The sequence below is a fragment of the Pseudooceanicola sp. genome (assembly GCF_029213205.1).
Lineage (GTDB): Bacteria > Pseudomonadota > Alphaproteobacteria > Rhodobacterales > Rhodobacteraceae > Pseudooceanicola.
This window is the reverse complement of the sequence record NZ_JARGNH010000002.1, coordinates 47,136-72,322: the sequence shown is the minus strand read 5'-3', so window position 1 is coordinate 72,322 and position 25,187 is coordinate 47,136. Positions and strand designations below refer to the sequence as shown.

Annotated in this window: 24 protein-coding genes; 10 read left to right on the top strand and 14 right to left on the bottom strand. The window is 64.6% G+C overall.

Annotated features, from left to right (window positions below):
- Positions 1 to 3: 3 nt before the first annotated feature.
- The 3 genes from P1U48_RS02810 to P1U48_RS02800 form a co-directional block, all read right to left on the bottom strand.
- A complete protein-coding gene (locus P1U48_RS02810) occupies positions 4 to 1,803 on the bottom strand; it encodes an aminopeptidase P family protein (protein ID WP_301066973.1) in 1,800 nt (599 codons plus the stop codon).
- Positions 1,803 to 3,674, bottom strand: coding sequence for a cobaltochelatase subunit CobT (cobT, locus tag P1U48_RS02805; RefSeq protein ID WP_301066972.1), 1,872 nt, complete (start codon positions 3,672 to 3,674; stop codon positions 1,803 to 1,805). The genes P1U48_RS02810 and cobT overlap by 1 nt, the downstream gene beginning before the upstream one ends.
- A 71-nt stretch (positions 3,675 to 3,745) precedes the next feature.
- Positions 3,746 to 4,114, bottom strand: a complete 369-nt coding sequence (locus P1U48_RS02800; protein WP_301066971.1) for a helix-turn-helix domain-containing protein — start codon at positions 4,112 to 4,114, stop codon at positions 3,746 to 3,748.
- A gap of 163 nt (positions 4,115 to 4,277) precedes the next feature.
- Between P1U48_RS02800 and P1U48_RS02795 the strand changes: the two genes are divergently transcribed.
- Positions 4,278 to 4,880, top strand: coding sequence for an NAD(P)H-dependent oxidoreductase (locus P1U48_RS02795; protein WP_301066969.1), 603 nt, complete (start codon positions 4,278 to 4,280; stop codon positions 4,878 to 4,880).
- On the opposite strand, the gene P1U48_RS02790 is transcribed toward P1U48_RS02795, so the two are convergent.
- Both P1U48_RS02790 and cobS read right to left on the bottom strand, forming a co-directional pair.
- Complete coding sequence (locus tag P1U48_RS02790; RefSeq protein WP_301066968.1) at positions 4,881 to 5,273, bottom strand: hypothetical protein; 393 nt, start codon at positions 5,271 to 5,273, stop codon at positions 4,881 to 4,883.
- Between the two features lie 347 nt (positions 5,274 to 5,620).
- Positions 5,621 to 6,604 (bottom strand): cobaltochelatase subunit CobS, encoded by a 984-nt coding sequence (gene cobS, locus P1U48_RS02785; protein WP_301066967.1) that lies wholly within the window; start codon positions 6,602 to 6,604, stop codon positions 5,621 to 5,623.
- Positions 6,605 to 6,730: 126 nt separating this feature from the next.
- Here cobS and P1U48_RS02780 point away from each other — a divergent pair, with 126 nt between their 5' ends.
- The 4 genes from P1U48_RS02780 (at position 6,731) to msrB (ending at position 9,266) form a co-directional block, all read left to right on the top strand.
- Positions 6,731 to 7,273, top strand: coding sequence for a sigma-70 family RNA polymerase sigma factor (locus tag P1U48_RS02780; protein ID WP_301066966.1), 543 nt, complete (start codon positions 6,731 to 6,733; stop codon positions 7,271 to 7,273).
- Positions 7,270 to 7,959: an anti-sigma factor gene (locus P1U48_RS02775; RefSeq protein ID WP_301066964.1), complete on the top strand. Its 690-nt coding sequence runs from the start codon at positions 7,270 to 7,272 to the stop codon at positions 7,957 to 7,959. The genes P1U48_RS02780 and P1U48_RS02775 overlap by 4 nt, the downstream gene beginning before the upstream one ends.
- Before the next feature lie 140 nt (positions 7,960 to 8,099).
- Positions 8,100 to 8,663, top strand: coding sequence for a fasciclin domain-containing protein (locus P1U48_RS02770; protein ID WP_301066963.1), 564 nt, complete (start codon positions 8,100 to 8,102; stop codon positions 8,661 to 8,663).
- Between the two features lie 138 nt (positions 8,664 to 8,801).
- Complete coding sequence (msrB, locus tag P1U48_RS02765) at positions 8,802 to 9,266, top strand: peptide-methionine (R)-S-oxide reductase MsrB (RefSeq protein ID WP_301066961.1); 465 nt, start codon at positions 8,802 to 8,804, stop codon at positions 9,264 to 9,266.
- A gap of 139 nt (positions 9,267 to 9,405) precedes the next feature.
- Here msrB and P1U48_RS02760 read toward each other — a convergent pair whose 3' ends face one another.
- On the bottom strand, positions 9,406 to 10,029 hold the full coding sequence (locus P1U48_RS02760) for a J domain-containing protein (RefSeq protein WP_301066959.1): 624 nt from the start codon (positions 10,027 to 10,029) through the stop codon (positions 9,406 to 9,408).
- Between the two features lie 73 nt (positions 10,030 to 10,102).
- Between P1U48_RS02760 and P1U48_RS02755 the strand changes: the two genes are divergently transcribed.
- Positions 10,103 to 10,360 (top strand): BolA family protein, encoded by a 258-nt coding sequence (locus tag P1U48_RS02755; protein WP_301066958.1) that lies wholly within the window; start codon positions 10,103 to 10,105, stop codon positions 10,358 to 10,360.
- A 46-nt stretch (positions 10,361 to 10,406) separates the two neighbouring features.
- Here P1U48_RS02755 and P1U48_RS02750 read toward each other — a convergent pair whose 3' ends face one another.
- Positions 10,407 to 10,865, bottom strand: a complete 459-nt coding sequence (locus P1U48_RS02750; protein WP_301066956.1) for a DUF4177 domain-containing protein — start codon at positions 10,863 to 10,865, stop codon at positions 10,407 to 10,409.
- Between the two features lie 528 nt (positions 10,866 to 11,393).
- Between P1U48_RS02750 and P1U48_RS02745 the strand changes: the two genes are divergently transcribed.
- Positions 11,394 to 12,317, top strand: coding sequence for an HNH endonuclease (locus P1U48_RS02745; protein WP_301066954.1), 924 nt, complete (start codon positions 11,394 to 11,396; stop codon positions 12,315 to 12,317).
- A 140-nt stretch (positions 12,318 to 12,457) separates the two neighbouring features.
- Here P1U48_RS02745 and P1U48_RS02740 read toward each other — a convergent pair whose 3' ends face one another.
- Genes P1U48_RS02740 through P1U48_RS02730 form a run of 3 tightly spaced genes read right to left on the bottom strand, consistent with a single transcriptional unit; the run spans position 12,458 to position 15,370 of the window.
- Complete coding sequence (locus tag P1U48_RS02740) at positions 12,458 to 13,504, bottom strand: TIGR01620 family protein (RefSeq protein WP_301066952.1); 1,047 nt, start codon at positions 13,502 to 13,504, stop codon at positions 12,458 to 12,460.
- Positions 13,497 to 13,958, bottom strand: coding sequence for a GNAT family N-acetyltransferase (locus P1U48_RS02735; RefSeq protein ID WP_301066950.1), 462 nt, complete (start codon positions 13,956 to 13,958; stop codon positions 13,497 to 13,499). The genes P1U48_RS02740 and P1U48_RS02735 overlap by 8 nt, the downstream gene beginning before the upstream one ends.
- Positions 13,955 to 15,370, bottom strand: a complete 1,416-nt coding sequence (locus P1U48_RS02730; protein WP_301067299.1) for a YcjX family protein — start codon at positions 15,368 to 15,370, stop codon at positions 13,955 to 13,957. Before P1U48_RS02730 ends, P1U48_RS02735 begins: the two co-directional genes overlap by 4 nt.
- Positions 15,371 to 15,464: 94 nt before the next feature.
- Here P1U48_RS02730 and truA point away from each other — a divergent pair, with 94 nt between their 5' ends.
- The 3 genes from truA (at position 15,465) to P1U48_RS02715 (ending at position 20,075) form a co-directional block, all read left to right on the top strand.
- On the top strand, positions 15,465 to 16,235 hold the full coding sequence (gene truA / locus P1U48_RS02725) for a tRNA pseudouridine(38-40) synthase TruA (protein ID WP_301066948.1): 771 nt from the start codon (positions 15,465 to 15,467) through the stop codon (positions 16,233 to 16,235).
- Between the two features lie 288 nt (positions 16,236 to 16,523).
- On the top strand, positions 16,524 to 19,469 hold the full coding sequence (ileS, locus tag P1U48_RS02720) for an isoleucine--tRNA ligase (protein ID WP_301066946.1): 2,946 nt from the start codon (positions 16,524 to 16,526) through the stop codon (positions 19,467 to 19,469).
- A gap of 147 nt (positions 19,470 to 19,616) precedes the next feature.
- Positions 19,617 to 20,075, top strand: a complete 459-nt coding sequence (locus P1U48_RS02715; protein ID WP_301067297.1) for a methylated-DNA--[protein]-cysteine S-methyltransferase — start codon at positions 19,617 to 19,619, stop codon at positions 20,073 to 20,075.
- Here P1U48_RS02715 and P1U48_RS02710 read toward each other — a convergent pair.
- From P1U48_RS02710 to P1U48_RS02695, 4 genes are all read right to left on the bottom strand, one after another.
- The gene (locus tag P1U48_RS02710) at positions 20,072 to 21,025 is read right to left on the bottom strand and encodes a glycosyltransferase family 2 protein (RefSeq protein ID WP_301066944.1); all 954 of its coding nucleotides are present in this window, start codon (positions 21,023 to 21,025) and stop codon (positions 20,072 to 20,074) included. The genes P1U48_RS02715 and P1U48_RS02710 overlap by 4 nt on opposite strands.
- Before the next feature lies 1 nt (position 21,026).
- Entirely contained in the window at positions 21,027 to 22,838 is a 1,812-nt protein-coding gene (locus P1U48_RS02705) for a glycosyltransferase family 2 protein (RefSeq protein ID WP_301066943.1), read from the bottom strand.
- Between the two features lie 63 nt (positions 22,839 to 22,901).
- Complete coding sequence (locus P1U48_RS02700; RefSeq protein WP_301066941.1) at positions 22,902 to 23,513, bottom strand: hypothetical protein; 612 nt, start codon at positions 23,511 to 23,513, stop codon at positions 22,902 to 22,904.
- Entirely contained in the window at positions 23,510 to 25,117 is a 1,608-nt protein-coding gene (locus tag P1U48_RS02695; RefSeq protein ID WP_301066939.1) for a peptide chain release factor 3, read from the bottom strand. Before P1U48_RS02695 ends, P1U48_RS02700 begins: the two co-directional genes overlap by 4 nt.
- Positions 25,118 to 25,187: the final 70 nt, after the last annotated feature.

Genomic DNA, 25,187 nt, shown 5'->3' with positions numbered 1-25,187 from the left:
GTGTCAGATCGGCTCGGTTGCGCGATGCAACCATATTGCAACGCTGTCGTCCAGCCGTGGCGCAATTTTTTCGCGGCAGGCGGCATGGTAGGCGTTGATCCAATCGACTTCGGCGCGGGTCAGCAGGGCCTGATCGATCAGCCTGGTGTCGATTGGTACCCAAGTCAGGGTTTCAAAGTCGAGCATCGCGCGCTTATCGCCGCCGGGCAGGTCCGGTGCGGCTTGCACCACGATCAGGTTTTCAATGCGGATGCCAAAGGCGCCCTCGCGGTAATAGCCCGGTTCGTTGGACAGGATCATCCCCGGTTGCAGCGCCACATCCGACAGCCGCGACAACCGTTGCGGCCCCTCGTGCACGCAGAGATAGGTGCCAACGCCATGGCCGGTGCCATGGTCGTAATCAAGCCCGGCCTCCCACAGCGGGCGGCGGGCGATGGCATCCAGATGCTGCCCCGCCAATCCCCGGGGGAACCGCAGCCGGGAAATCCCGATCATGCCTTGCAACACCCGGGTAAAACAGGCTTTTTCCTCAGGCCCGGGCTGTCCCACCATCAGGGTTCGGGTGATGTCTGTGGTCCCGTCGAGGTATTGGCCGCCACTGTCCAGCACGATCAAATCGCCATCCCGCAGCTGCCGGTTGCTGGCCTGGCTGACCCGGTAATGCGGCAGGGCGCCATTCGGGCCAGAGCCACAGATCGTGTCGAATGAGATATCGCGCAGCGCATTGGTCTCGGCGCGGAACCCTTCCAGCGCGGTGACGATATCGACCTCGTGCAGGGCGGCTTTGTCAGCGGAATCGAACCAGGCCAGCAACCGGCACATCGCCACCGCGTCGCGCAGATGGGCGCTGCGGCTGCCCTCGATCTCGGCGGTGTTCTTGCAGGCTTTGGGCAGGATGCAGGGATCGGCGGCGCGGGCGATGCGGATATCGGCAGCGCCGAGCTGCATCTGCACCCAGACCGGACAGCTGGCCGGGTCAATCCGCACCGGGCCGGTCAGGGCCTGCAGGCGGGGGCCGAAATCGCCGGGCGCGCAGAGGCGAACCCCGGCGCCCAGATGTTCGCGCAGGGCCGAATCCAGTTTTTCCGGGGCGGCGAACAGATCGACGGCACCGGACTCGTGCAAAATCGCAAAGCAATGCGGCACCGGATTGCGCGGAATGTCAGTGCCACGGATGTTCAGCAGCCAGGCGATGCTGTCGGGCAGGGTGATCACCGCCGCGCGATGTCCGGCCTCGGTCAGGGTCCTGGCCAGCCGGGCGCATTTGTCTGCCGCGGTCTCACCGGCGAAGTCCAGCGGGTAGGGGGTGATGGCGCCCAGCGGCGGGGCAGGTTGGTCGGCCCAGCAGCGATCCAGCAGATTTGCACTCGCGCGCAGCCCGATCCCGGATCCGTCCAGCGATCTTTGCAGCGTCTCGATCTCGCTCACCGCATGCAGCCAAGGATCAAACCCGACCACGCCACCGGGCAGCTGGGTCTTGAGCCAGTCGCCCGGCTTGGTCTCGGGCCAGTCGACCGGGGTGAAATGCCCCAGATCGACCTGCGCCTTGACCTGCACCCGGTAACGGCCATCGACAAAGACCCCGGCGACCTTCTCCAGCGCGATGCAAAAGCCTGCCGACCCGGTAAAACCGGTGAGCCAGGCCAGCCGGTCGTCGCGCGGCGCAACATATTCGCCCTGATGCGCATCGGCGCGCGGGATCAGGAAACCCTGCAGACCCTCGTGGGCCAATTCACCGCGTAGTGCGGCCAGACGCGGCGGCCCCGCTTCGGGCGAAGTGGGGCTGTCAAAGCTTTGAAACATCAAGACGCCTTCTTGATCCCCAGGAACCGGGCACGGGCGCGCGGGTCGTGATCGAACAGCGACGCCAGCTGTTCGGTGATCGCCCCGGCCAGCTGTTCGGCATCGGTGATCGTCACCGCGCGTTCGTAATAGCGGGTCACGTCATGACCGATGCCGATCGCCAGCAATTCGACAGCCTTGCGTTTCTCAACCATGGCGATGACATCGCGCAGGTGTTTTTCCAGGTAATTCGCCGGATTTACCGACAGGGTGGAATCGTCGACCGGGGCGCCATCGGAAATCACCATCAGGATCTTGCGGGCCTCGCGGCGGTTGACCATCCGGCGATGCGCCCATTCCAGCGCCTCGCCGTCGATGTTTTCCTTGAGCAATCCCTCTTTCATCATCAGCCCCAGATTGGGGCGCACCCGGCGCCAGGGCGCGTCGGCGGATTTATAGACGATGTGGCGCAGGTCGTTCAGGCGGCCCGGTTGTTGTGGACGGCCATCGGCCAGCCATTTCTCGCGCGCCTGTCCGCCTTTCCAGGCCTTGGTGGTAAAGCCGAGGATTTCGACCTTGACCGAACAGCGCTCCAGCGTCCGGGCCAGAACATCGGCGCAGATCGCCGCGATCGAGATCGGGCGGCCCCGCATCGAGCCGGAATTGTCGAGCAGCAGGGTGACGATGGTGTCGCGGAATTCAGTGTCTTTCTCGACCTTGAAACTCAGCGGCGTGGTCGGGTTGGCGACCACCCGGGCCAGCCGCCCGGCATCCAGCGTGCCCTCTTCGAGGTCAAATTCCCAGCTGCGGTTCTGCTGCGCCTGCAACCGGCGCTGCAGCTTGTTGGCCAGTCGCGACACGGCCCCTTTCAGCGGTTCCAGCTGCTGGTCCAGATAGGCGCGCAGCCGCTCCAGCTCGACCGGGTCGGCCAGATCTTCGGCGTTGATTTCTTCGTCGTTGTGATTGGAATAAACCAGATAATTCGGATCGGCATCCGAGGCGGCGGGCGGCGGCGGCTCCAACGGCGCCTCGCCTTCGGGCATTTCGGTTTCCTCGCCCATCTCCTGATCGGCCATTTCGTCGCTGCTGACGCTGGCCTCGCTCGGATCCTGCTGGTCGTCCTGACTTTCCTCGGGATTGGCCTCGGCCTCGTCATCCTGATCGTCGCTGCCGCTGCTGTCGGGCTGTTCCTCTTCTTCGGCGCCCTCGGTGGCGTCGTCGGGGGCATCATCATCGGTGCCATCCGGGTCTTCACCAAGCTGATCACCAAAGCCCAGATCCTCGATGACCTTGCGGGCGAAGCGGGCGAAATCGGCCTGGCTGGACAGCTTGTCGCCGAGATCATCCAGCGTCTGCCCGGCGTGATCCTCGATAAAGCCGCGCCACAGATCCATCACGTTCTGTGCCCCGGCCGGCATCGGGCGGCCGGTGGCCAGATGGCGCACCAGATAGCCGGCGGCCACCGGCAGTGGCGCATCGGCGGTCTGGGTGATGCTGTCATAGCCCAGGCGCCGGGCCTCGGACAGGATCTTGGCGTCGATATTGCCAGCGGTGCCGGGCATGTCGCGCGCGCCCATCGCTTCGCAGCGGGCGGTTTCCATCGCCTCGTACAGCTCGCGCGCCATCTCGCCGGGGGGGGCAAATTTCGAATGGGTCTTGGCGTCGTGATAGCGGTGGTGCAGGGCCAGCGCATCGGCGGTGCCACGCGCCAGCAGCACCTCGTCACGGGTCATCCGGCGGCTGACCTGGGGCAGGCGCACGGTATCGGCGGTCTTTCCCGCAGGATCAACAGTGTAGGTCACCGTCAATTCGGGATCGTTGGCCATCACCTTGGTGGCTTCGGTCAGCGCCTTTTTGAACGGATCGGCGGGATTGTCATTCGGCTTGTTCATGCCTGAGGTAAAGCACTCCGTACCGCCCCCGGCAAGAGGGGTTTGACGGCTCCAGGGCTGTCCCAGGCCGCTCATTCCGCCTCGCGGGCGTCATAGACGGCGCGGGCGGCGTCGATGCGGCCCAGATTGTCGACGGTCCAACAGGCCAATTGGCTGACCGGCACCTGCAGGCAGCGGCCCAGGTCGGTCAGCGCATATTCGACCTGTGGCGGGCGGGTTGGCGTCACCGTGCGGCTGACAAACCCGTCGCGTTCCAGATTGCGCAGAGTCGCGGTCAGCATCTTTTGGCTGATGTTGCCAATCCCGCGGCGCAGCGCGTTAAAGCGCATCGGTTGTTCGCCGAGATAGGCAATGACCAGCATCGTCCATTTGTCACCGATCCGCGACAGCATGTCCGAAACGGCGGAACAGCTGCCTTCGGGGCCGTGGAAACGCTCCATACTTTGCGCGCAGGGGCGGGTGTCTGTGCCCAGATGCGCAAGCTCTGTGCAGCCAGAGGGGGGAGTTTCGGGCGGTTTCAAAAAGGTGCCTCCTTGCGACTCAAGTCGGGAACCATTGTATCTCAGGTTACCAAAAGAAACCATCTATCCAATGGAGACCGAAATGACCACCCAACCCCGTATCGCCATCATCCTTGGCAGCACCCGCGCCAGCCGCTGGGGCGCGAAGCCCGCCGAATGGATCAAGTCCAAGCTTGATGCAGACGGTCGGATGCAGGCCGATATCCTGGACCTGGCCAGCTATGACCTGCCGTTCTTCGATGAACCGGCGTCGAACAGATGGATGCCATCCAAGGATCCCAAGGCGCTGAAATGGCAGCAGGATCTGGCCAATTATGACGGCTTTGTCTTTGTCGTGGCGGAATACAATCACTCGATTTCCGGCGCCCTGAAAAACGCGCTGGATCAGGCGTTCAACGAATGGAACCACAAACCGGCGGCCGTGGTCGGCTATGGCGGAGTCGGCGCGGCGCGGGCTGTTGAGCATCTGCGCGCCATCGCGGTCGAGCTGCATATGGCGAATGTGCCGAGCGCGGTGCATATCGGTGGCGGTGAGCTGCGTCAGGTGCATCCGATGGCCGGTGGCAGCGCCGAGATCGAAACCATCGAGGACAAGCTGAATGCGCAGGCAATGATCGACGATCTCTACTGGTGGTCTCTGGCGCTGAATGCGGCGCGGGAAGAGGCGGCGCCGAAAGCCGCCTGATCAGAGCAGCAGGGCGTTGCAGGCGGCAAGCTCGCGCCGCGCCAGCCGCGCGGCATAATCCGCCTCGCGACGTTCCGATGAATTCAGGGCGCGGGCCAGCAATTGGGTCTGCGCCTGTTTCGCCTCGATCCGCCAGTTCAGCGCCTGCGGCCCCTGTTCGGGCAACAGCACCGCATCCAGCAGCGCCAGCATCCGCGCCCGCTGGGACCGGGTCGCGTCCGAGGCGGGCGGATCGACGATCCATTGATGTTCCATCTGCGCAGACAGGCGCCCGGTGCAGACGGCAAAGGTCATCACCGGATCCGCAGCCGTGGTCGGCATGGCCCGGGCCGCGCCAGAGATCAGCGGCAGGCTCAGGCCGATGGCGACAAGAAAAGTTTTTGGATCGCCCATAAATAGGACGATACGCAGATTTATGCGCCGATCAATTGTGCGTTTTGAAAACTTTCGCTGATGACATCACGGCGATGGCGGCTTTGCCACAGATGCCTGAGTGGCCTTCGCGTCGGTTCAGCCCATTTCCGGTGTTCGACCTCGGGTCCGATACCCGCAGACAGCGGCGCCTCTCCGATGGCATTCCGACCGGCAGATCGACAAGCGGACCCAGAGCAAGATCATCGGAAAACCGGGGTCATCTGCATAGGCCTGCGCAGATCGGCGACCCCGGGGCGGCAAGGTGATAAGGCTAGACCGGACTGACGGCAACAGCGATGCCGCCAATCAGGTCTATATGCAGGCGCTCAGCTCGCCAGTGAGGCGGCGCTCTCCGGCAGTTCCTCGTCAAAACAGCGCTGATAGAACTCGGCCACCGTCTGGCGCTCAAGCTCGTCACATTTGTTGAGGAAGGTCAGCCGGAAGGCATAGCCGATGGAGCGGAAGATCTCGGCGTTTTGCGCCCAGGTGATCACCGTCCGGGGGCTCATCACCGTCGACAGATCGCCGTTCATAAAGGCGGTTCGGGTCAGGTCGGCGACCGTGACCATCTGCTTGACCGTCCGGCGGCCCTTGTCGTTGTTGTAATGCGGCGCCTTGGCCAGAACGATCGCGGTCTCGGCTTCGATCGACAGATAGTTCAGGGTCGCGACCAGGGACCAGCGGTCCATCTGCGCCTGGTTGATCTGCTGGGTGCCGTGGTAGAGGCCGGTGGTGTCACCGAGGCCAACCGTGTTCGCGGTGGCGAACAGGCGGAAATACTTGTTCGGGGTGATGATCTCGTTCTGATCGAGCAGCGTCAGCTTGCCGTCATGTTCCAGCACCCGCTGGATCACGAACATCACATCGGCGCGGCCGGCGTCATATTCGTCAAACACGATGGCGACCGGGTTGCGCAGCGCCCAGGGCAGGATGCCTTCGTGGAATTCGGTCACCTGTTTGCCGTCGCGCAGCTTGATCGCATCCTTGCCGATCAGGTCGATCCGGGAGATGTGGCTGTCGAGGTTGACCCGCACGCAGGGCCAGTTCAGATGTGCCGCCACCTGTTCGATATGGGTCGATTTGCCGGTGCCGTGATAGCCTTGGATCATCACCCGGCGGTTGTGGCCGAAGCCGGCCAGGATCGCCAGTGTGGTGTCGGGGTCGAACTTGTAGGTCGGGTCGATTTCGGGAACCCGGTCGCTGCGATCCTCAAATCCCTTGACGATCATATCACTGTCGATGCCAAAGACATCGCGGATCGAGACTTCCTCGGTCGGTTTGGCGTTGATATCGATCATTCCCTCAGCCATGGTCGGCCCGTCCTTTTGTCCCGCTCAGAATTGCAGGCCCGTCGTGCCCGATATCTTTGACGGGCACAAGGGTAAGGGCGGAAATGGCCCGGCATGTGGCGCCTGAAGTGGAGATCAGGGAAGCGAATGACCACGCGCGACGAAATCGACGCCCTGATCGCGCGCACCGCCCTTGGGGACCGCGCTGCCTTTGCCGCGCTTTATCAGGCGACATCGGCGAAACTGTTCGGGATCTGCCTGCGTGTCTTGAATTCCACCGCCGAAGCCGAAGACGCTGTGCAGGAGGTTTATGTAAAGGTCTGGCGCAATGCGGATCGCTATCAGGCGGGTGGCTATAGCCCGATGACCTGGCTGATCACCATTGCCCGCAACCATGCGATCGATCGGATCCGGGCGCGGCGCAAATCCGCCGACGGGCTGGACGAAGCCAAAGACCTGCCGGATGCGGCACCGGGACCAGAGGCCCTGGCGGTTGCCTCGGACGAGGCGGCGCGGCTTTATGCCTGTCTGGCGGAATTGCCGGAGGATCGGTGCGACGCCGTGCGCCTGGCCTATCTGCAGGGCGAAACCTATGCCGATCTGGCGACGCGTTTTGATGTGCCGCTGAACACGATGCGAACCTGGTTGCGGCGCAGCCTGCTGAAATTGAGGGAGTGCCTGCTGCGATGAGCGCGCAGGGCGACATAAGCCAAGAGGATCGGGCCCTGGCGGGGGAATACCTGCTGGGGGTGTTGGAACCGCCCGAAGCCCGGGCCTTTGAGGCGCGGCTGAACGTCGAGCCAGCGCTGCGCGCCGAGGTCGCCGCCTGGGCTGACAGCTTTGCCGGGATGACCGAGGCCATCGCGCCGCAGATGCCGCCATCGCGGGTCTGGGACGCGGTGTCGGATGACGTGTTCGGCAAGACCCGCGGCGGCTTCTGGTCGCGGATCGGGGTGATGCCGACGCTGATCGGCGCCGCTGCAGCTGCCGCGATTGCCTTTGCGGTGGTGCAATCCGGTCTGCTGGTCCCCGAATTCGCCCCGGAATTCCGCGCCGAGGTGACGGCCTCTGACACCGACCTGCGGTTCCGCGCCGATTACGATGCCGAGTCCGGGCGTTTGCAACTGACCCATCTGGCCGGTGAGGTCGCGCCCGGCCGCTCGCTGGAACTCTGGCTGATTGCCGCGGACGCGGCACCGGTCTCGGTCATTGTCTGGCCCACCGGCGCCCATCAGGAGGCGATCATCCTGCCCGCCGCAATGGCCGCCGCCCTGCCGGGCGCGCTGCTGGCGATCTCTGACGAACCCGAGGGCGGCTCGCCCACCGGCGCCCCGACCGGCGCGGTTCTGGCCACCGGTGACGTGCGCGCCATCTGACGCCCGCCCCATCCGTTTCGGGCTCACACCGCTGTGATCCACCGTGATCGCGCCTTTCGAAACCATAGCCCTGTTGGCTGCGTAGCTGTTCATGTGACCGGGCGGAAATCCCCCGGCGTTTACATGAGACGGAGAGTATGATGACCTTCAAAACCACCCTGACCGCCGGCGCAGCCGCCCTTGCCATTGCAACCGGTGCCTTCGCCGCCAACCACGCCAGCAACCCGATGGTGGGGGGCGCGGAAATGTTCCCGACCAATAACATCATCGAAAACGCGGTGAATTCCGCCGATCACGAAACCCTGGTTGCGGCGGTCAAAGCGGCGGGTCTGGTCGACACGCTGATGGGCGCGGGGCCGTTCACCGTTTTCGCCCCGACCGATGACGCCTTTGCCAAATTGCCCGCCGGCACCGTCGAAACCCTGCTCAAGCCGGAAAACAAGGACACGCTGGTCAAGATCCTGACCTGCCACGTGGTCGGCACCAATGCGATGTCGGCGGCGCTCAAGGGGATGATCGACGATGACGCGGGCACGCACCCGGTGTCGACCCTGGGCGGCTGCACCCTGCAGGCCAGCTATGAGGGCGACAAGATCATGCTCACTGACGAGGCCGGCAATGTCGCGCATGTGACGATCGCCGATGTGGCCCAATCCAATGGCGTGATCCATGTGATCGACACGGTGATGCTGCCGAAGATGTAAACCTCTGAGACCGGCCTGCGGCGGGGCGCTTGCCCCCCCCCCGCTGCAGGCAGACCCGTTCACAGACTGTTGTGCCTGGCACGCTGGACGCGCCAGGCGCAGCGCAGGCATTCTGTAGCCATCTTCAGGAGACCCGCCATGAACCGCCGCACCGCCATGTTCAGCGCCGCCGCCGCCAGCCTTGTCGGCGCCGCGCCGCTGCGCGCCGCCAACAATTTCGAAATCACCCGCAGCGATGCGGAGTGGCGCAGGATGCTGACACCGCAGCAATATAAGGTGATGCGCCAGGAAGGCACCGAACCGGCCGGATCCTCGCCGCTGAACAAGCTCACCGCAGAGGGGCGCTATCTTTGTCGGGGCTGCGACCTGCCGCTCTATTCCAGCGCCACGAAATACGACAGCGGCACTGGCTGGCCCAGCTTCTGGCAGGCGCTGCCCGGCGCCATTGCCACCAAATCCGACCGCAACCTGTTCCAGCTGCGCATCGAATGCCATTGCCGCCGCTGCGGATCGCACCTTGGCCATATCTTTGACGACGGCCCGAAACCGACTGGCAAACGCCATTGCCTGAACGGCGTCTCACTGAAATTCGCAGCCGCCTGACCCCGAAAAACCGCCTCCGGCTTCCTCTGGTCCAAAATATCCTCGGGGGTGAATGGACCGAAGGTCCAGAGGGGGCAGACAGCCCCCTGCCTGGGCCGGTCGCGGGCGACCGGCCACACACTTGATCCCGCGCAATCCGTTATTTGAAGTTCCGGCTGTCCTTGATCTGGTCCCAAGCCCAGACCACCTGTTGCAGCTGCTCTTCCTGGCTGCGGTCGCCGCCGTTCATATCCGGGTGCAGCACCTTGATCAGCAGCTTGTAGGCCTGGCGCACCTCGGCCTTGGACCAATGATCCTTGGCTTCCAGAATATCCATCGCCTGGCGCTCCTTCGGCGGCAGCCGCCGGGGGCTGCCATTCGACTTGCCGGGATTGCGGGTGGCATTGACCCCCAGCACCTGGTGCGGGTCCTCGATCCCCAGCCGCGCCCAGGCCCGCGCTTCGGGATCGCCCATCGGCTTGGTCTGGCGTTCCCAGACCTTGTCCTGCGACAGCTTCGCGTTCAGCTCTGCCTCGGTGGTGCCGTCAAAGAAATTCCATTTGAGGTTATATTCGCGGACATGGTCCCGGCAGAACCACAGATAATCGTCGAGCACATCCGGCGCCCGCGGCGCGCGGTATTTTCCGGCCTCCTCACAGCCCGGATGCTCGCAGATCCGGGTCGAGGTTTCGGACGCCCCAGACATCCCACGCCGACCGCGCGTGTTCTTCTTCTTGGCAGATGAAACGGACATATCGAATCCGAATGGGTCAGACTTGGCCATAGTGCGTCCTTTCCGAGTCAGGCCCAACAGTTTAAGCTTTGCGCACCAGGTTTGAAGGGGTTGACAGCAAAATATGTCGAGAATTTCCGAAATCCGCAGCCGACTTGAGACCGCCTTCGATCCAAGTCGGCTGGAAGTCGAGGATGAAAGCGAAAAACACCGCGGCCATGCCGGCTATCAGGACGGTGGCGAAAGCCATTTCCGGGTGTTGATGCGTGCCGAGGCGATGGCCGGGCTGGGCCGCCTGGCGCGGCACCGGGCGGTGCATGCGGCGCTGGGCGCCGATCTGATCGGGGCGATTCACGCGCTGTCGCTCGACCTCGACGCGTAAATCAACCGCGCCAGCCCGTCACATCGCGATCAGCGGCGGGCGCGGGTCAATTCTTGCGCGGGGTCTCGTCAGGTTCGGCGCTGGCGCTGCCATTCAGCAATTGCGCGGCACGGCGGCGCAGGGCTTCGGCGAGCGAGGCGTCGACGCGCTCTGACTCGTCCTCGCCGGTGTCAGCGGTGCTGCCGGGCTGGCGGCTGCGGTCAGGCAGGGCCAGCGGGCGCTGTGCATCGCTTTCCAGCAGGCGCGGCTGGAACGGCGCCGGGTCGCTGACTGCCGGACGGCGAAAGATTAGCAGGTTGCGAAAGCTGGTGCTGGTCTGGGTCAGCCCTTGACGTTCCTCTGATGGCAGGGTCTCGGCGCGTTGGTATTCCCAACCCTCGGCCGCCATCTGGTTCATCAGCTCTTCGATCGCATGGGCAAAACGGCCTTCGGGCCCCTTGGCGCCCTTGGCTTTCACTCCGCGAGTCGGGGCGGGAACCACCCGGTATTCATAGCGCGTTGGCATCCTGTGTCTCTCACTGCTCGTGGCCTTGGCGAGTTTGACCCGTTGGCTCTTGTGCGTGAATATCGCCAAGCAAAGCGGCAAGACAATGACGGTCAGGGGGCGGGTTGGTGACAGGGCGCGCCGTCACGCCGGGCTTGCGAATGATCCCCGGGGCCGGGGTTTCAGCCCTTGACCACAGGGGACTCAGCCGCCGCCGGATCCGCCTCGGCGCCAGGGTCGGCAGCAACCACTGCGCGATGCGGATCGTTCAAGGCCGGCACCACATCGCACCAGCCAGCATAGGGCTGCGCCAGCGCGGCCTGCGCCGCGGCGGTCCCGACGCTGACCCCGGGGGCGGCTCACCGCGTCGCCTGCATCGATCCGCGGCCTCAGATCTGAGCCGGGCCGGGGCGCTGCCCGCCGCTATTTGAACTCAGGGTGACGGCGCAGCTCAGGCCGCGTCGAATTTCGGTCGGACTTGCCTTTGCTGGCGGGACCGACGGGCTGAAAAATGCTTGCATCTCGATCATCGCGCGGTTTCCTGGCGAAATGACCAAGCTCATTCTCTTGCACAAGGCTGACTCGATCTATGAGGACGAGCCGGACGTGGTTTACGATTTTCCGCGCTCCTACCTGAAGGCCGCGCAGGAAGCGGTGGGCGACTGGGTCATCTATTACGAGCCGGTCAAGGCGGGTCCGCGCGGCTACTTCGCGGTCGCCAAGATTCAGCAGGTCATTCCGAAACCCGGCGTCGAGGGGCGCTACCTCGCGCTGATCGAGCCGGGCAGTTACCTTCCCTTCGATACCGAGGTGCCGCGCCTTGTGGATGGCCGCCCGCTCGAGGCGTCTTTGACCGAAACGGACGGAACACCGAAGAAGGGCGGGGCAGTGCAACGCGCGGTGCGACGGTTGCCCGAAGCCGATTTTGCCAGGATCGTTGACCTTGGGTTGCCGCAGGACCTCGAGCGCCGCGAAGAGACCCGCTATGACCCGGTGATGGATCACATGGCGGAGGATGCGGCGCCCTTCCAGCGCCCGGTTCTTGAGCGTCTGACGCGGCGCCGCTATCGCGACGTTGCCTTTCGCCGGAAGGTTCGGGCGGCCTATGATTATCGCTGTGCGATGTCCGGCCTGCAGCTCCGCAATGGCGGCGGACGACCCGAAGTCCAGGCCGCGCATATACGTCCGGTGGAGCGGCAGGGGAGCGATTCCACCCGCAATGGGCTGGCGTTATCCGGCACCCTGCACTGGATGTTCGATCGTGGCCTGATTTCGGTCGCCGAGGATTGCGAGACAATTCTCGTGTCGCGCAACAAGGTGCCGGGCGAGGTCGTGAACCGGCTCTTGCGACCGGATGGAAAGCTTTGGAAACCGGCGGCCCGGAAGGATTGGCCGAGCCCGGTGAACCTGAGGTGGCACCGCGAGAATGTCTTTGGCCAGGTGATGAGCGACGCGCCGATCAACTGGGGCTGAGACGTCCCGAAAGGCTTCACCGGGTTGCCTCTGCATGAACCCATGCGCCGAAAGTTCGAATGTGGCTGGGGGCGCTGCCCCCTCGGCCTTTGGCCTCACCCCCGGGATATTTTCGACCAGAGGAAGCCGGGAGCGGTGGTTCAGGTGGCGGGTGGTTTTTCCTTGCTGCCGAACAGCCCGGTCAGGGCACGGCGGATTGTGCCGGTGACCGAGGGGCGGCGACCGGCGCCAAAGGGCAGGGGGCGGCAGACCTCCATCGCGGCGATTCCAACCCGGGCGGTCAGGGCGCCGTTCACCAGCCCCTCGCCAAAGCGGCGCGACAGCCGGGCCAGCATGGTGCCGCCAAGGATCGAGCCGATGGTGTCATCGCCGACCGCGACCACCCCGGTGGCCACCAGATGGGTCATCACCGCCCGGGTCAGCCGCCAGGAGCCGAGGGTGCCGGAGCGGCCACCATAGATCTCGGCGATCCGGCGGATCATGCGCAGATTGGTGGTCAGCGCCACGATCACATCGGCAAAGGCCAGCGGCACCAGCGCGGTGACCGTGGCCACCTGCCGCGCCGCCGCCTCGGCCTCGCGCAGGGCGGCGGCGTCGAGCGGTGTCAGGATCTCGGTCTCGGCCAGCGCGATCAGCGCCTCGGCGTCGAATTGTTCCTCGGCGCGGTCGTGAAACCGTTGCAGGCCCCAGGCCAACTCGCCGCGCCGCCCATAGAGCGCGGTGAGCTGTGTCGTCAGGGCGCGAGCGCCGACAAGGTCTCGATCGAGCAAAACCTGCTTGGCATCCGATTGCAGCCGGTCCATCCGCGACAGGCGCGAGAAGGCGACGATTTCCTTGACCACAATGGCCAGGCAGACCAGCGCAAAGGCGGCGATCAGCGCAGTGACGGCATAGCCGAGCAGCGGAGTCGCCGCGATCAGCCCGGTCACCGCATTCCAGGCGGCCAGCGACAGGAAGGCGCCGAACAGCGCCAATGCCAACCCCCAGAACCAGCGTGCCAGCCGTGACGGGTGCCGGGCGCCCAGGGTGGCGACAATCTGCATCGCGCGCCCGGTTTCGGGGCCGATGTCAGGGGCGAGATCCGGCACCGGCGGCGCCTCGGCCGGGCTGGCCGGTTCGGCGCTGTCGTCGAGGTCGATCAGCACCGGGGCTTTCGACGGCGGCGATTTCGGCGGGGTATCAGGCATTGGTCGGACCTCCTTGCCAGAGGAATTGGATATCGGGCAGGCCTTCGTCATTGCCGGCGCCATCGCTGCGCGCCGCCTCGTGGAATCCCAGCGCCAGATAGAAGGACCGGGCGGCGGCATTGGCCTGAAAGCACCACAGGCTCAGCCGGTCGGTTTCGGCCTGCGCCGCCTCGATCAGCCGCCGTCCGATGCCGCGCCGCCGGGCGGTCGTGGCGAGGTAAAGCGCCACCACCTCTGCGCCATCGCGCGACAGGAACCCGGCGACCCGACCCTCCAGCAGCGCAACCTGTGTCCAGCCAAGGGCGATCAGGCGATCGGCAAAAGCGATCTCTTCGGCCCGGGTGTGGACCCGCGGCATCCAGTCGGTCTGATCGATGAAATCCGACATGATCGCCCCGATGCGGCCCGCATCGAGCGGATAGGCCGGTCGCAGCTGCAGCGCACCGCCACTCACAACCGGTCGCCGATCAGGAATTGCGCCGCCCGGTCGAGCCGGATGTGCGGCGGGCCTTCGCCCGGTTTCAGATGCAGCGCCGCCGGGGCAAAGGCCATGACGTTGTAATCGGCATCCAGCCAGCGCTCGGCCCCGGCCCGGGCCGGGTTCAGCAGGCGGTTGGGATCCTCGGGCAACTCACCGGGATAGAGCGCCGCCTGCTTGCCGCTGGACAAGAGCCGCCCGCGCACGCAATCGAGCTGGGCGCCGTCATGGCGAATGCTGTCCTCGACCGTGGCGCGCAACGCGGCAATCGCCATTGCGGCGGTGGTGGCCCCGGCAAAGGCGGCGCGGTCGACGGCGTCGCGCAGCAGCGCCTGCATGATGGCGCTGAGCCGGTCATGCTGCAGGTGATGCAGGTGATCGGCCTTGGTGGCGGCAAACAGGATCTTCTCGACCCGCTGACCGCTCAGAACCCGGCTGAGGAGGCCGTTGCGCCCGGGCCGAAAGGCGCCGAGGATACCGGCCATGGCGCGGCGCAGCTCCTCTACCGCCTGCGGCCCGTTGTGGATCGCGGTGAGCGCATCGACCAACACGATCTGGCGGTCGATACGGGCGAAATGGGTGCGAAAGAACGGCTTCACCACCCGGTCCTTGTAGGACTCGAACCGGCGCTCCATCTCGCGCCAGAGCCCGCGCCGGGACGGGCTGGCCTCGGAATGCAGCGGCGCAAAGGTGAGGGCAGGCGATCCGGCCATCTCGCCGGGCAGCAGGAACCGGCCCGGGGTGATATCGGCATGGCCAGCATCGCGGGCCGCGATCAGATAGGCGCGATAGGCGCTGGCCAGGGCGGTGGCGGTGGGCTCGTCCCATTTGCCGGTGTCGCGGGCGGCTTCGGCGGCGGCGCTGAACGCGGCGCCGAAGGGGCGTTTCGCGGCCCAGCCCAGCACCTCGGCGGACCAATCGGCATAGCTCTTGTCGAGCAGCGCCAGATCCAGCAGCCATTCGCCGGGGTAATCAACGATGTCCAGATGCAGGGTGCGCGGCCCCTGCAGCCCGCCAAGCAGCCCGGAGGGGCGCAGCCGCAGCGACAGGCGCAGCTCGCTCACTGTGCGGGTGCTTTCGGGCCAGTGCGGATCGGCGGCGGTGATTGCGGCCAGGTGGTCCTCATAATCGAAACGCGGCACCAGGTCGTCGGGCTGCGGCTGCAGATAGGCCCCGAGAATCCGCCCCTCGGCATTCGCTGCCAGTTGTGGCATCCGCGCCCGGTCCATCAGATTGGCAACCAGCGAGGTGATGAACACCGTCTTGCCCGCCCGCGCCAGGCCGGTCACCCCGAGCCGGATCACCGGGTCAAAGAACAGGCCCGAAACCTGATCGCCCACCGCTTCGACCCGGCGGCTCACGCCTTGGGTCAATGTCCCGATCACCACCTTGCCGATCCTGCCGCTGTTTGCCTCGTTCCCCGCAAGATAGACATGCGGCGCGGCACTTGCCAGTGCGGGGCTGGACGGGCTATCCGGGCGCATGCCTCGCTATGCCCTGAAAATTGAATATAATGGCCGGCCCTTCTGTGGCTGGCAGCGCCAGGTCGATCACCCCTCGGTGCAGGCAGTGATCGAGGCGGCGCTGGCCCGGCTGGAGCCGCGGGTGCATAATATCGCCGCCGCCGGACGCACCGACACCGGGGTGCATGCGACCGGGCAGGTGGCACATTGCGACATGGACCGGGACTGGGACCCGTTCCGGCTGTCCGAGGCGCTGAACCACCACCTGAAACCGCATCCGGTGGCGATTCTGGCGGTGGCGCGGGTGGCCGAGGATTGGCATGCCCGGTTTTCGGCGCAGCAACGCCAATATCATTTCCGCCTGCTGATGCGCCGCCCCCCGGCGACGCTGGACCCCGGTCTGGTCTGGCAGGTGAAGCGTCCGCTTGATCCCGAGGCGATGCGCGCGGGCGCCGCCTATCTGATCGGCACCCATGATTTCACCACCTTCCGCAGCACCATCTGCCAGGCCAAAAGCCCGATCAAGACGATGGACCGGATCGAGATTGTCGAGGCGACGGGTATTTCCGGGCCGGAATTGCACTTTCACCTCGCCGCCAGATCGTTTCTGCACAATCAGGTGCGCTCGATTGTCGGCACCCTGGAACGGGTCGGCGCCGGTGGCTGGCGCCCGGAGCAGGTGAAGGCCGCTCTGGCCGCATGCGATCGCGCCGCCTGCGGCCCGGTCTGCCCGCCGCAGGGGCTCTATCTCTCGCATGTCGTCTATCCCGGCGATCCCTTCGCCGATTGACGCCCCTCGCCCCGGTGAAATCTCCCCGCGCTTCCTCTGGTCGAAAATATCCCGGGGGTGAGGCCGCAGGCCGAGGGGGCAGCGCCCCCTGCGACGCCAGGCCCCGGGGCGCAGGCTCTGGACCCCTGCGCCGCAGCAGCCTATAAGCCGCGCATGGTCCGGGACATGGCATATCGCATACGAATTAGCCGCCCGGCGGCCTGACACGCGTCGGGACGCCGGGACAAGGCGCATGGGGTCTCCCGCGCTGCATCCTCCGCCAATCCCCCGAGCAATGAAGGACCGGATATGTCCGCAGACACCCCCGAGACTCTCGATTACAAAGACACGCTGAACCTGCCGAAAACCGGTTTTCCGATGCGCGCAGGTCTGCCCAAACGCGAACCCGAATGGCTGGATCGCTGGGCCAGGATCGGCATCTACGACCGGCTGCGCGAAAAAACCGGGCGCACGCCCTTTACCCTGCATGATGGCCCGCCCTACGCCAACGGCCATCTGCACATTGGCCACGCGCTGAACAAGACGATCAAGGACATGATCGTGCGCAGCCATCAGATGATGGGCCATGACGCGCGCTATGTCCCCGGCTGGGATTGTCACGGCTTGCCGATCGAATGGAAGATCGAGGAACAATACCGCGCCAAGGGGCGGGACAAGGACGCCGTCCCGGTCGTGGATTTCCGCCAGGAATGCCGCAAATTCGCCGAAGGCTGGGTCGATATCCAGCGCGAGGAGTTCAAACGCCTCGGCATCACCGGCAATTGGGCCGATCCCTATCTCACCATGAATTTCCACGCCGAACGCGTCATCGCCGAGGAATTCATGAAATTCCTGATGAACGGCACACTCTACCAGGGCTCGAAACCGGTGATGTGGAGCCCGGTCGAAAAGACCGCGCTGGCCGAGGCCGAGATCGAGTATCACGATCACAAGAGCCACACGATCTGGGTGCCGTTCCGCGCCAGCAATGGCACGGGGGATCTGGATGGCGCCAAGGCGGTGATCTGGACCACGACTCCCTGGACGATCCCCTCGAACAAGGCCGTCGCCTATAATCCCAAGATCGCCTATGGTCTCTATGAGGTTACCGGCACGCCGGACGAATGCTGGTGCGTGGTTGGCGATCGCTACCTCCTGGCTGACACGCTGGCGAGCGAAGTTCTGGGCAAGGCGCGGCTGGAACCAGGCATGTGGACGCGTCTGCGCGACGTGAGCAATGATGAACTCGCCGCTCTGATGCTGTCCCATCCCTTCGCCGGTCTGCCCGGCGCCGATGGCTTCTGGGATTACGATGTCCCGATGATCGACGGCGATCATGTCACCGATGATGCGGGCACCGGCTTTGTCCATACCGCGCCCTCGCACGGCGCCGACGATTACGATTGTTTCGTCAAGCGCAACTGGCTCGACCGGATGACCCATAATGTCGGCGAGGAAAGCGAATTCCTGCCGCATGTGCCGTTCTTTGGCCCGAAGATCCACCCGATCGGCGGCGACGGCGTTGCCCTCAAGGTGTTCGATCGCAAGGGCAAAGAGGGCAAGGCCAATACGGCGGTCATCGACAAGCTGGTCGAGGTCGGCGGGCTGATCGCCCGGGGCCGGGTCAGCCATTCCTACCCGCATTCCTGGCGCTCCAAGGCGCCAGTGATCTTTCGCAACACCCCGCAATGGTTCGCCGCCATCGACCGCCCGCTTGGTGATGGGCTCGACACCTATGGCACCACCATCCGCGAGCGGGCGCTGACCAGCATCGACAAGCTGGTCGACTGGACCCCGCAGACCGGCCGCAACCGGCTCTATTCGATGATCGAGACGCGGCCCGACTGGGTGCTGTCGCGGCAACGCGCCTGGGGTGTGCCGCTGACCTGTTTCGTGAAGAAGGGCGCGTTGCCCACCGATCCTGATTTCCTGCTGCGCGACGCGGGCGTGAATGCCCGGATCGCCGCGGCGTTCGAGGCCGAGGGCGCGGATTGCTGGTATCTCGATGGCGCCAAGGCGCGGTTCATCGCCGATGCCGCCGACCCGGAGGCCTATGAGCAGGTGTTTGACGTGCTCGACGTCTGGTTTGATTCCGGCTGCACCCATGCCTTCGTGCTGCGCGACCGGCCCGATGGCACCCGTGACGGCATCGCCGATGTCTATATGGAAGGCACCGACCAGCACCGTGGCTGGTTCCATTCCTCGATGCTGCAGGCCTGCGGAACCCTGGGCCGCGCGCCCTATCGCAACGTGGTCACCCATGGCTTCACGCTGGACGAGAAGGGCAACAAGATGTCCAAATCGCTCGGCAATACGATTGTTCCCGAGACGGTGATCAAACAATACGGCGCCGACATTCTGCGGCTCTGGGTGGCGCAATGCGATTTCACCGCCGACCAGCGGATCGGACCGGAGATCCTGAAAGGCACCGCCGACAGCTATCGCCGGTTGCGCAATACCATGCGCTTCCTGCTCGGCGCACTCAATGATTTCGACGCCGCGGACAGGGTTGCGCCCGACGACATGCCAGAGCTGGAGCGCTGGGTGCTGCACCGGGTGGCCGAGCTCGATGAACGGGTGCGGTCGGGCTACAAAGCTTACGATTTCCAGGGTACGTTTCAGGCGGTGTTCAATTTCGCCACCATCGAATTGTCGGCATTCTATTTCGATATTCGCAAGGATGCGCTCTATTGCGACGGCGATACGGCGCGGGCACGGGCGGCGCGCTCCGTGCTTGATATCCTGTTCCACCGGCTGACCAGCTGGCTGGCGCCGATCCTGGTGTTCACCATGGAAGAGGTCTGGCTTGAACGCTTCCCGGGCGAGGACAGCTCGATCCATCTGATGGATTTCCTCGACACGCCCGCTGCATGGCGCAACAACGACCTGGCGGCGAAATGGGCCGGGATCCGGCAGGCCCGCCGGGTGGTGACCGCCGCGCTGGAAGTGCAGCGGGTCGACAAGGTGATCGGCGCCTCTCTGGAAGCGGCACCGGTGGTGCATGTCGAGGACAAGGCCCTGCTGGCGGCGCTGAAATCGGTGGATTTCGATGATATCTGCATCACCTCGGCACTGTCGCTGAGCGGCGATCCGGCCCCGTCCGAGGCGTTCCGCCTGCCCGAGGTCGCCGGGCTCGGCGTGGTGTTCGAGATGGCGGAGGGCGAGAAATGCCAACGCTGCTGGAAGATCCTGCCCGATGTCGGCCAGCATGCCCATGCCGGGGTCTGCGGGCGGTGCGACGCGGCGCTGGGCTGAGCCAACCCTCCTGGGGCGCGCGGGGGTGAGGGCCGAGGAGGGGGCGCTGCCCCCACCGCGCTGCGCGCGGCCCCCCGGAATATTTTTGGCAAGATGAAGCCCGGGGGTGGGCTTGCCATCGGCGATGTTGCGGGTCAGGCTGAGGCGATGAATGTGGCGACCCTGGACAGTCCTATCGGGCCGATGTCGATCACCGAAACCGATGGGATGATCACCGATATCGGCTGGACCGAGAGCGGCGGCGCGCGCGGCGCTTCGGCGGTGCTGGATGCGGCTGTGGCGCAATTGACGGAATATTTCGCCGGGGTGCGGCGGGTGTTTGATCTGCCGCTGGCGCTGCAGGGCGGTGAGCTGCAACGTGCTGTCTGCGCCGAGATGCTGGCGATTCCGTTTGGCGAAACCGTGACTTATGGTGATATCGCCAAGCGGCTGGGGGCACCGGCCCAGGCCATTGGCCAGGCCTGCGGCGGCAACCGGATTCCGGTGGTGATCCCCTGCCATCGGGTGCTGGGCGCTGCGGGGCTGGGCGGGTTTTCGGCGCGCGGCGGGGTGGAAACCAAGGTCGCCCTGCTGCGCCATGAGGGCGCGGCCGGGTTGCTGATCTAGGCGTCGGGGAAATGCCGGGCGCGGGCGGCGTCGAGGTCGAGCGTCGCCATGCGCAGCAGCCCCTCGGCCCTCAGCGCCTGGCTGAGCGCCGGGGTGGCGGTGCAGACATGCTCAAAGAAGCGACGCAGCCCGGCCTCGCCCTCAGCCGCCTCGATGCTGGCCAGCATCTGGTGCAGGGTCAGCCCGCCATCCTTGGCCGGGCGCGGCGGTTTCAGATCGGGGCGATAGGAGCCGCGTTCATGCCGGAATCGGTAATGCGCCAGCCAGGTTTCGGCATCGGGCGCATGCATGTGGCAGAGGCCGATCGCAGCCAGTTCGGCATGGCCGGGGTTCTGGGTGCCATCCTGAAACAGGTTGTGAATGCGAAACTCCGCCCCGGCCAGGGTGGTGCGCACAAAGAGCTTGCCCGCCACATGGCTGAGGAAACCGCCATCAAGGCCGCGGGCATAATCCGGGAACAGCCGCTCGGTCTGCGCCCGCCGGGTCGGGCGATCCAGATGCATCGCCTTCAGCGCCCAGAGCGGGCCGGGCGCAGCGCCTGGGGCAGGTGCCAGCGCTTCAAGCGGGCGCATCCGGGCACATTGAATGGTGTCGGGCAGAGCCGCCAGAGTGCTGGCGACCTCCTGATCCGGCAGCAGGAATTCATCGACGTCGATATGCGCCAGCCAATCGACTTCGGCCGGGGTCCGGGCCAGAACCCGGCTGGCGTTCCTGGTCTGGCGGACCTGGTGCTTCACCGGTCGCCGGCCGCCGTTGTTTTGCCAGTAGCGATCACCGGTCTGGGTGACCCTGATCCGTGGATGTGCCTTCAACAGGTGCATCACCACCGGATCCGGGGCGTCGAGATGCAGGTAAATCCGCGCCGCCCCCAGTTCGAGATGCCAGGCGGCGAAATTCGCCACCGCCCGCAGCGGCGCCTTTACGGTGGTGACGATGCCCCAGCTGACCATCTCAGGCGATGTCCGGTGGCAGCGTGCCGAACACATCCTCGACCGCGGCGTCGAGATCCATTTCCACGCTCACCAGCATATCGTGATCGGCGAGTGCCTGCACCAGCCGTGGCGTGGCAGTGCAGACCTCTTCGTAAAAATGGCTGAGGCCGTTTTCGCCCTCGGTCTCGCGCAGGAAATCGATGATGTCGGACAATCGGAAATCGGTGCTGTCCTTCTTGCGATAGGAGCCGTGGTCGAGCCGATAGTCGAGCTTGCTGCGAAAGGCCTCCCAAGTCGCAGCATGGGCATGGCCAAGATAGGTGCCGTTCACCGTCACCCGATTGCTGACGCCCGTGCCGTCCAGGTTCAGGGAATGGATGCCAAGCCGGACCTCGGGAATGCCGGTGCGCACGATGCACTTGCCCTCAAGATGGCTGACATAGCCGCCACGCAGATGGGCGCCATAGGTCGGATAGATCTCGGGCAGCACTGATTTGGTCTGCCCCCCCATCCGCGCGGTGGTCTTGAATCGCGCCGGGGCACCCGGATCGGTGTCCGCCAGGCGCTCCACCGGCGGCACAAGGATCACCGCGATATCCTCAGGTGCTTGGGTCAGAACCTCGGCCAATGGTCTGTCAGGCATCAGAAATTCATCGACGTCGATATGGGCAAGCCAGTGCAGGTCACTGCCTTGATAGCAATGGGTGGCATTGGCGGTCTGGCGCAGTTGATGCGCCTTGGGGCGGCGGCCGATGACCTGCCAATAGAGCGTATTGCAAAGGACCACCTCGACCCCGGGATGCGAGGTCAGCCACGCCGCCTTGGCCTCGTCGGCGTCGTCGAGATAGATCGACACCCGCGCCGCGCCCAGTTGCAGATGCCAGGCGGCAAAGCGGGCGATGTCGGCCAGCGGCGCCATCTGCGTCGAAACCACGCCCCAGCGCAGCAGGCCCGGGTCGGGTTCCACCCTCTCCGGGTTGACCGGGGCCGGGTGTTGCCACAGTTTGGCACGCGAGTTGAACAAGGTCTCTTGCCGTTGTTTCTTCGGGTGTTTCGGCGTCGGGCCGGGATCGGGCCTTGTGCCTTCGCGGGCTTCGCGCATCAGCCGCAGGCGGCGAAACAGGTTGCGGTCATCGCGGTTCAGCGCCTCAAGCAGGTGATGCGCCAGCGGTGCAACAACCGGATCCTCGGCCGCATCCATCCAGATCCGCCCCAGCATGTTCACATCCAACCCGCCGCCAACGATCGCATAAGGATCCATCTGCAAGGGCAGCTTGCTGCTGGATTTCTTGCCCTTCTGGAATATCACTTCCGGGGTCACGCCGGAAAACAGCCGCTCGGTCTCGTACAGCTTCATCGTGTTGAACAACACGCTGAGCACATGGCCGACCCGGCGCTGCGCGTCGGTGGCGCCGTGGTCGCCAAAGGTGGTGATCGATGAGACCAGCCAGCGGGCATCGAGGTTGGCGATCAGGAAGTCTGCATGTTCGCGCCACAGGCGCAGGAACAGCGGCGCGGCTTGTGGCGGTTGATCGCGGCGGCGCAGATTGGCGATCAGCAATCCATTCAGATAGCACAGCGCCGGTTGCCCGGCGAATTCCCGGTGCAATTGTCGGCATTTTGAGCCGAAACCGGATTTCGAGGTTCTCAGCTCTGCCGGGATGGTGCCGATCAATTGGTCGCGCAGCTGGATCAGGTCGCAATCGAGCGGCGGCAGGCCTTCGCCCTCGTCATAGGTCATCGGCTCGCGGCGGCCCTCCATCTGGGCCAGAACCGCCTGAAATCCGCCCGCGTAGGTCAGCCTGCCTTCGGTGTCGTTTCCGTCCTGCATGGGCGCAGAATGCGTGTGGCGGGGACGCCGCACAAGTTGTCGGAGCGGCGGCGCTCAAATGCCTCAGCCGGTGGCGCTTTGGTGCAACTTTGGTGAAAAACCGGAGGCCAGAACGGCGAGGCTGGGGCGCGGGGTCAGCACCGTGACTTCACGCTTTGGTAAGGTCAGGATCGCGTCATATCCATCTGGAGTATAGTGATAAAGCTGGCCATCATGGATCAGATGCGGGGCGTCATTCCAGAGGATGAAACTGCCGGATGGCAGGTCTTGCGCCGGGGCCTGAACGCGGATCTGACTGCGGTCGCGCCGCACCCGATTGGCGTGCAGGGCCTGGTCCATTTCGGGCGCCGAGGGCTGCACGCCGGTCGCGGCACTCCAAGCGGCGCGATAGGCGTTGTAATCGGCGCGGCGGCAATAGGCGCAGGGACGGTGCCCGGCGGCCAGCGCCACCGCCTCGTCCAGAAAGAACAATTCGGTCCAGCGGCCTGGGGTCATCGGGATCCGGTGGACATCCTTGAACTGCAACGCACAGATGATCCAGGCCTTGTGCCGCCAGCGGGCACGGCCCAGGCGGCGTTGATCGTCATGCAGGACACCGCGGTTACCGGTGAAGGTGCCGCGCGCCGGGATGGCGACGATCTCTCCACTCGGCAGCACCCGGTTTTGCAGTGTCACACCATCATTTCCTTGGTCGCGGTCAGTTTCAGCTCAGGATGGTCGCGTTCCACCCGATCGATATCCCATTGCAGTCGGGTCAGGAAAACCGGGTCGCCGTCATGGTCATAGGCGATGTGCTGTTTGTTGGTATTCGAAAATTTTTCAATGTCTTGTGCGGTGCCGTTGATCCATCTGGCGCTGATGAACTGACTCGGTTCAAAGCGCACCGGCAAGCCATATTCCAGCTCGATTCGGCTGCCCAGAACCTCGAATTGCAGCGCCCCGACGACGCCGACGATAAAGCCCGCGCCGATCATCGGCTTGAACACCTTGGCGGCGCCTTCTTCGGCGAATTGCATCAGCGCCTTTTCCAGGTGCTTGGCCTTCAGCGGATCACCGGCCCGAACGTTTTGCAGCAATTCCGGCGCAAAGGACGGGATCCCGGTGACGCGCAGCGCCTCGCCCTCGGTCAGGGTGTCGCCGATGCGCAATTGGCCATGGTTGGGAATGCCGATGATGTCGCCGGCCCAGCCTTCTTCGGCCAGCTCACGATCCGAGGCGAGGAATAGAACCGGGCTGGAAATTGTCATTGATTTCTTTGATCTTACATGGGTCAACTTCATCCCTCGCATGAAGTGACCTGAGGCGAGGCGGACAAAGGCGACGCGGTCGCGATGCTTGGGATCCATATTCGCCTGAACTTTGAAGACAAACCCGGAAACATTTGTTTCTTCGGGTGAAATCTTGCGCGGCTTGGCGTTTTGAATCTGCGGCTCCGGGCCATAGATGCTGATCCCGTCCATCAATTCCTTGACGCCAAAGGAATTGATCGCCGAGCCGAACCAGATCGGGGTCATATGCCCCTCAAGCACCGATTGCGGGTTCAGTGTCGGCAGCAATTCCCGTGCCATTTCAACATCTTCGCGTAACTTGCTCAACAGATGCGCCGGCACATGTTCGGCCAGTTTCGGGTCATCCAGACCGCTGATCTTGACGCTTTCTCCGACCTTGTTGCGGTCCTTGCGGTCCATCAGCTCCAGCCGGTCGTTCAGGATATCATAGCAGCCCATGAAATCCTGCCCGACGCCGATCGGCCAAGAGGCCGGGGTCACGTCGATGGCCAGGTTTTCCTGAATTTCATCAATGATATCAAACGTGTCCCGACTTTCCCTATCCATCTTGTTACAGAAGGTCAGGATCGGCAGGTCGCGCATGCGGCAGACTTCGAACAACTTCCTTGTCTGGCTCTCCACGCCCTTGGCGCCGTCAATCACCATCACCGCGGCATCGACCGCCGTCAGGGTGCGATAGGTGTCTTCGGAGAAATCCGAGTGCCCGGGCGTATCGACAAGGTTGAACCGGAAGTTTTTGTAATCAAACGACATTGCCGAAGCTGAGACCGAGATGCCGCGGTCCTTTTCCATCTGCATGAAATCGGATCGGGTGCGTCGTGCCTCGCCCTTGGCGCGCACCTGTCCGGCCATCTGGATGGCGCCGCCGAACAGCAGGAATTTTTCGGTCAGTGTCGTCTTGCCCGCATCCGGGTGCGAGATGATCGCAAAAGTGCGGCGACGCGCGATTTCGGGCGGCAAGGCGGGGCGGTTGGTTGCGGTGTCCAGCATGGGCGCTATGTATCAGCCCGCCGGAAAACGGCAAGATGGCACGTCACTGCAGCGCGTTTGAGGATCTGGC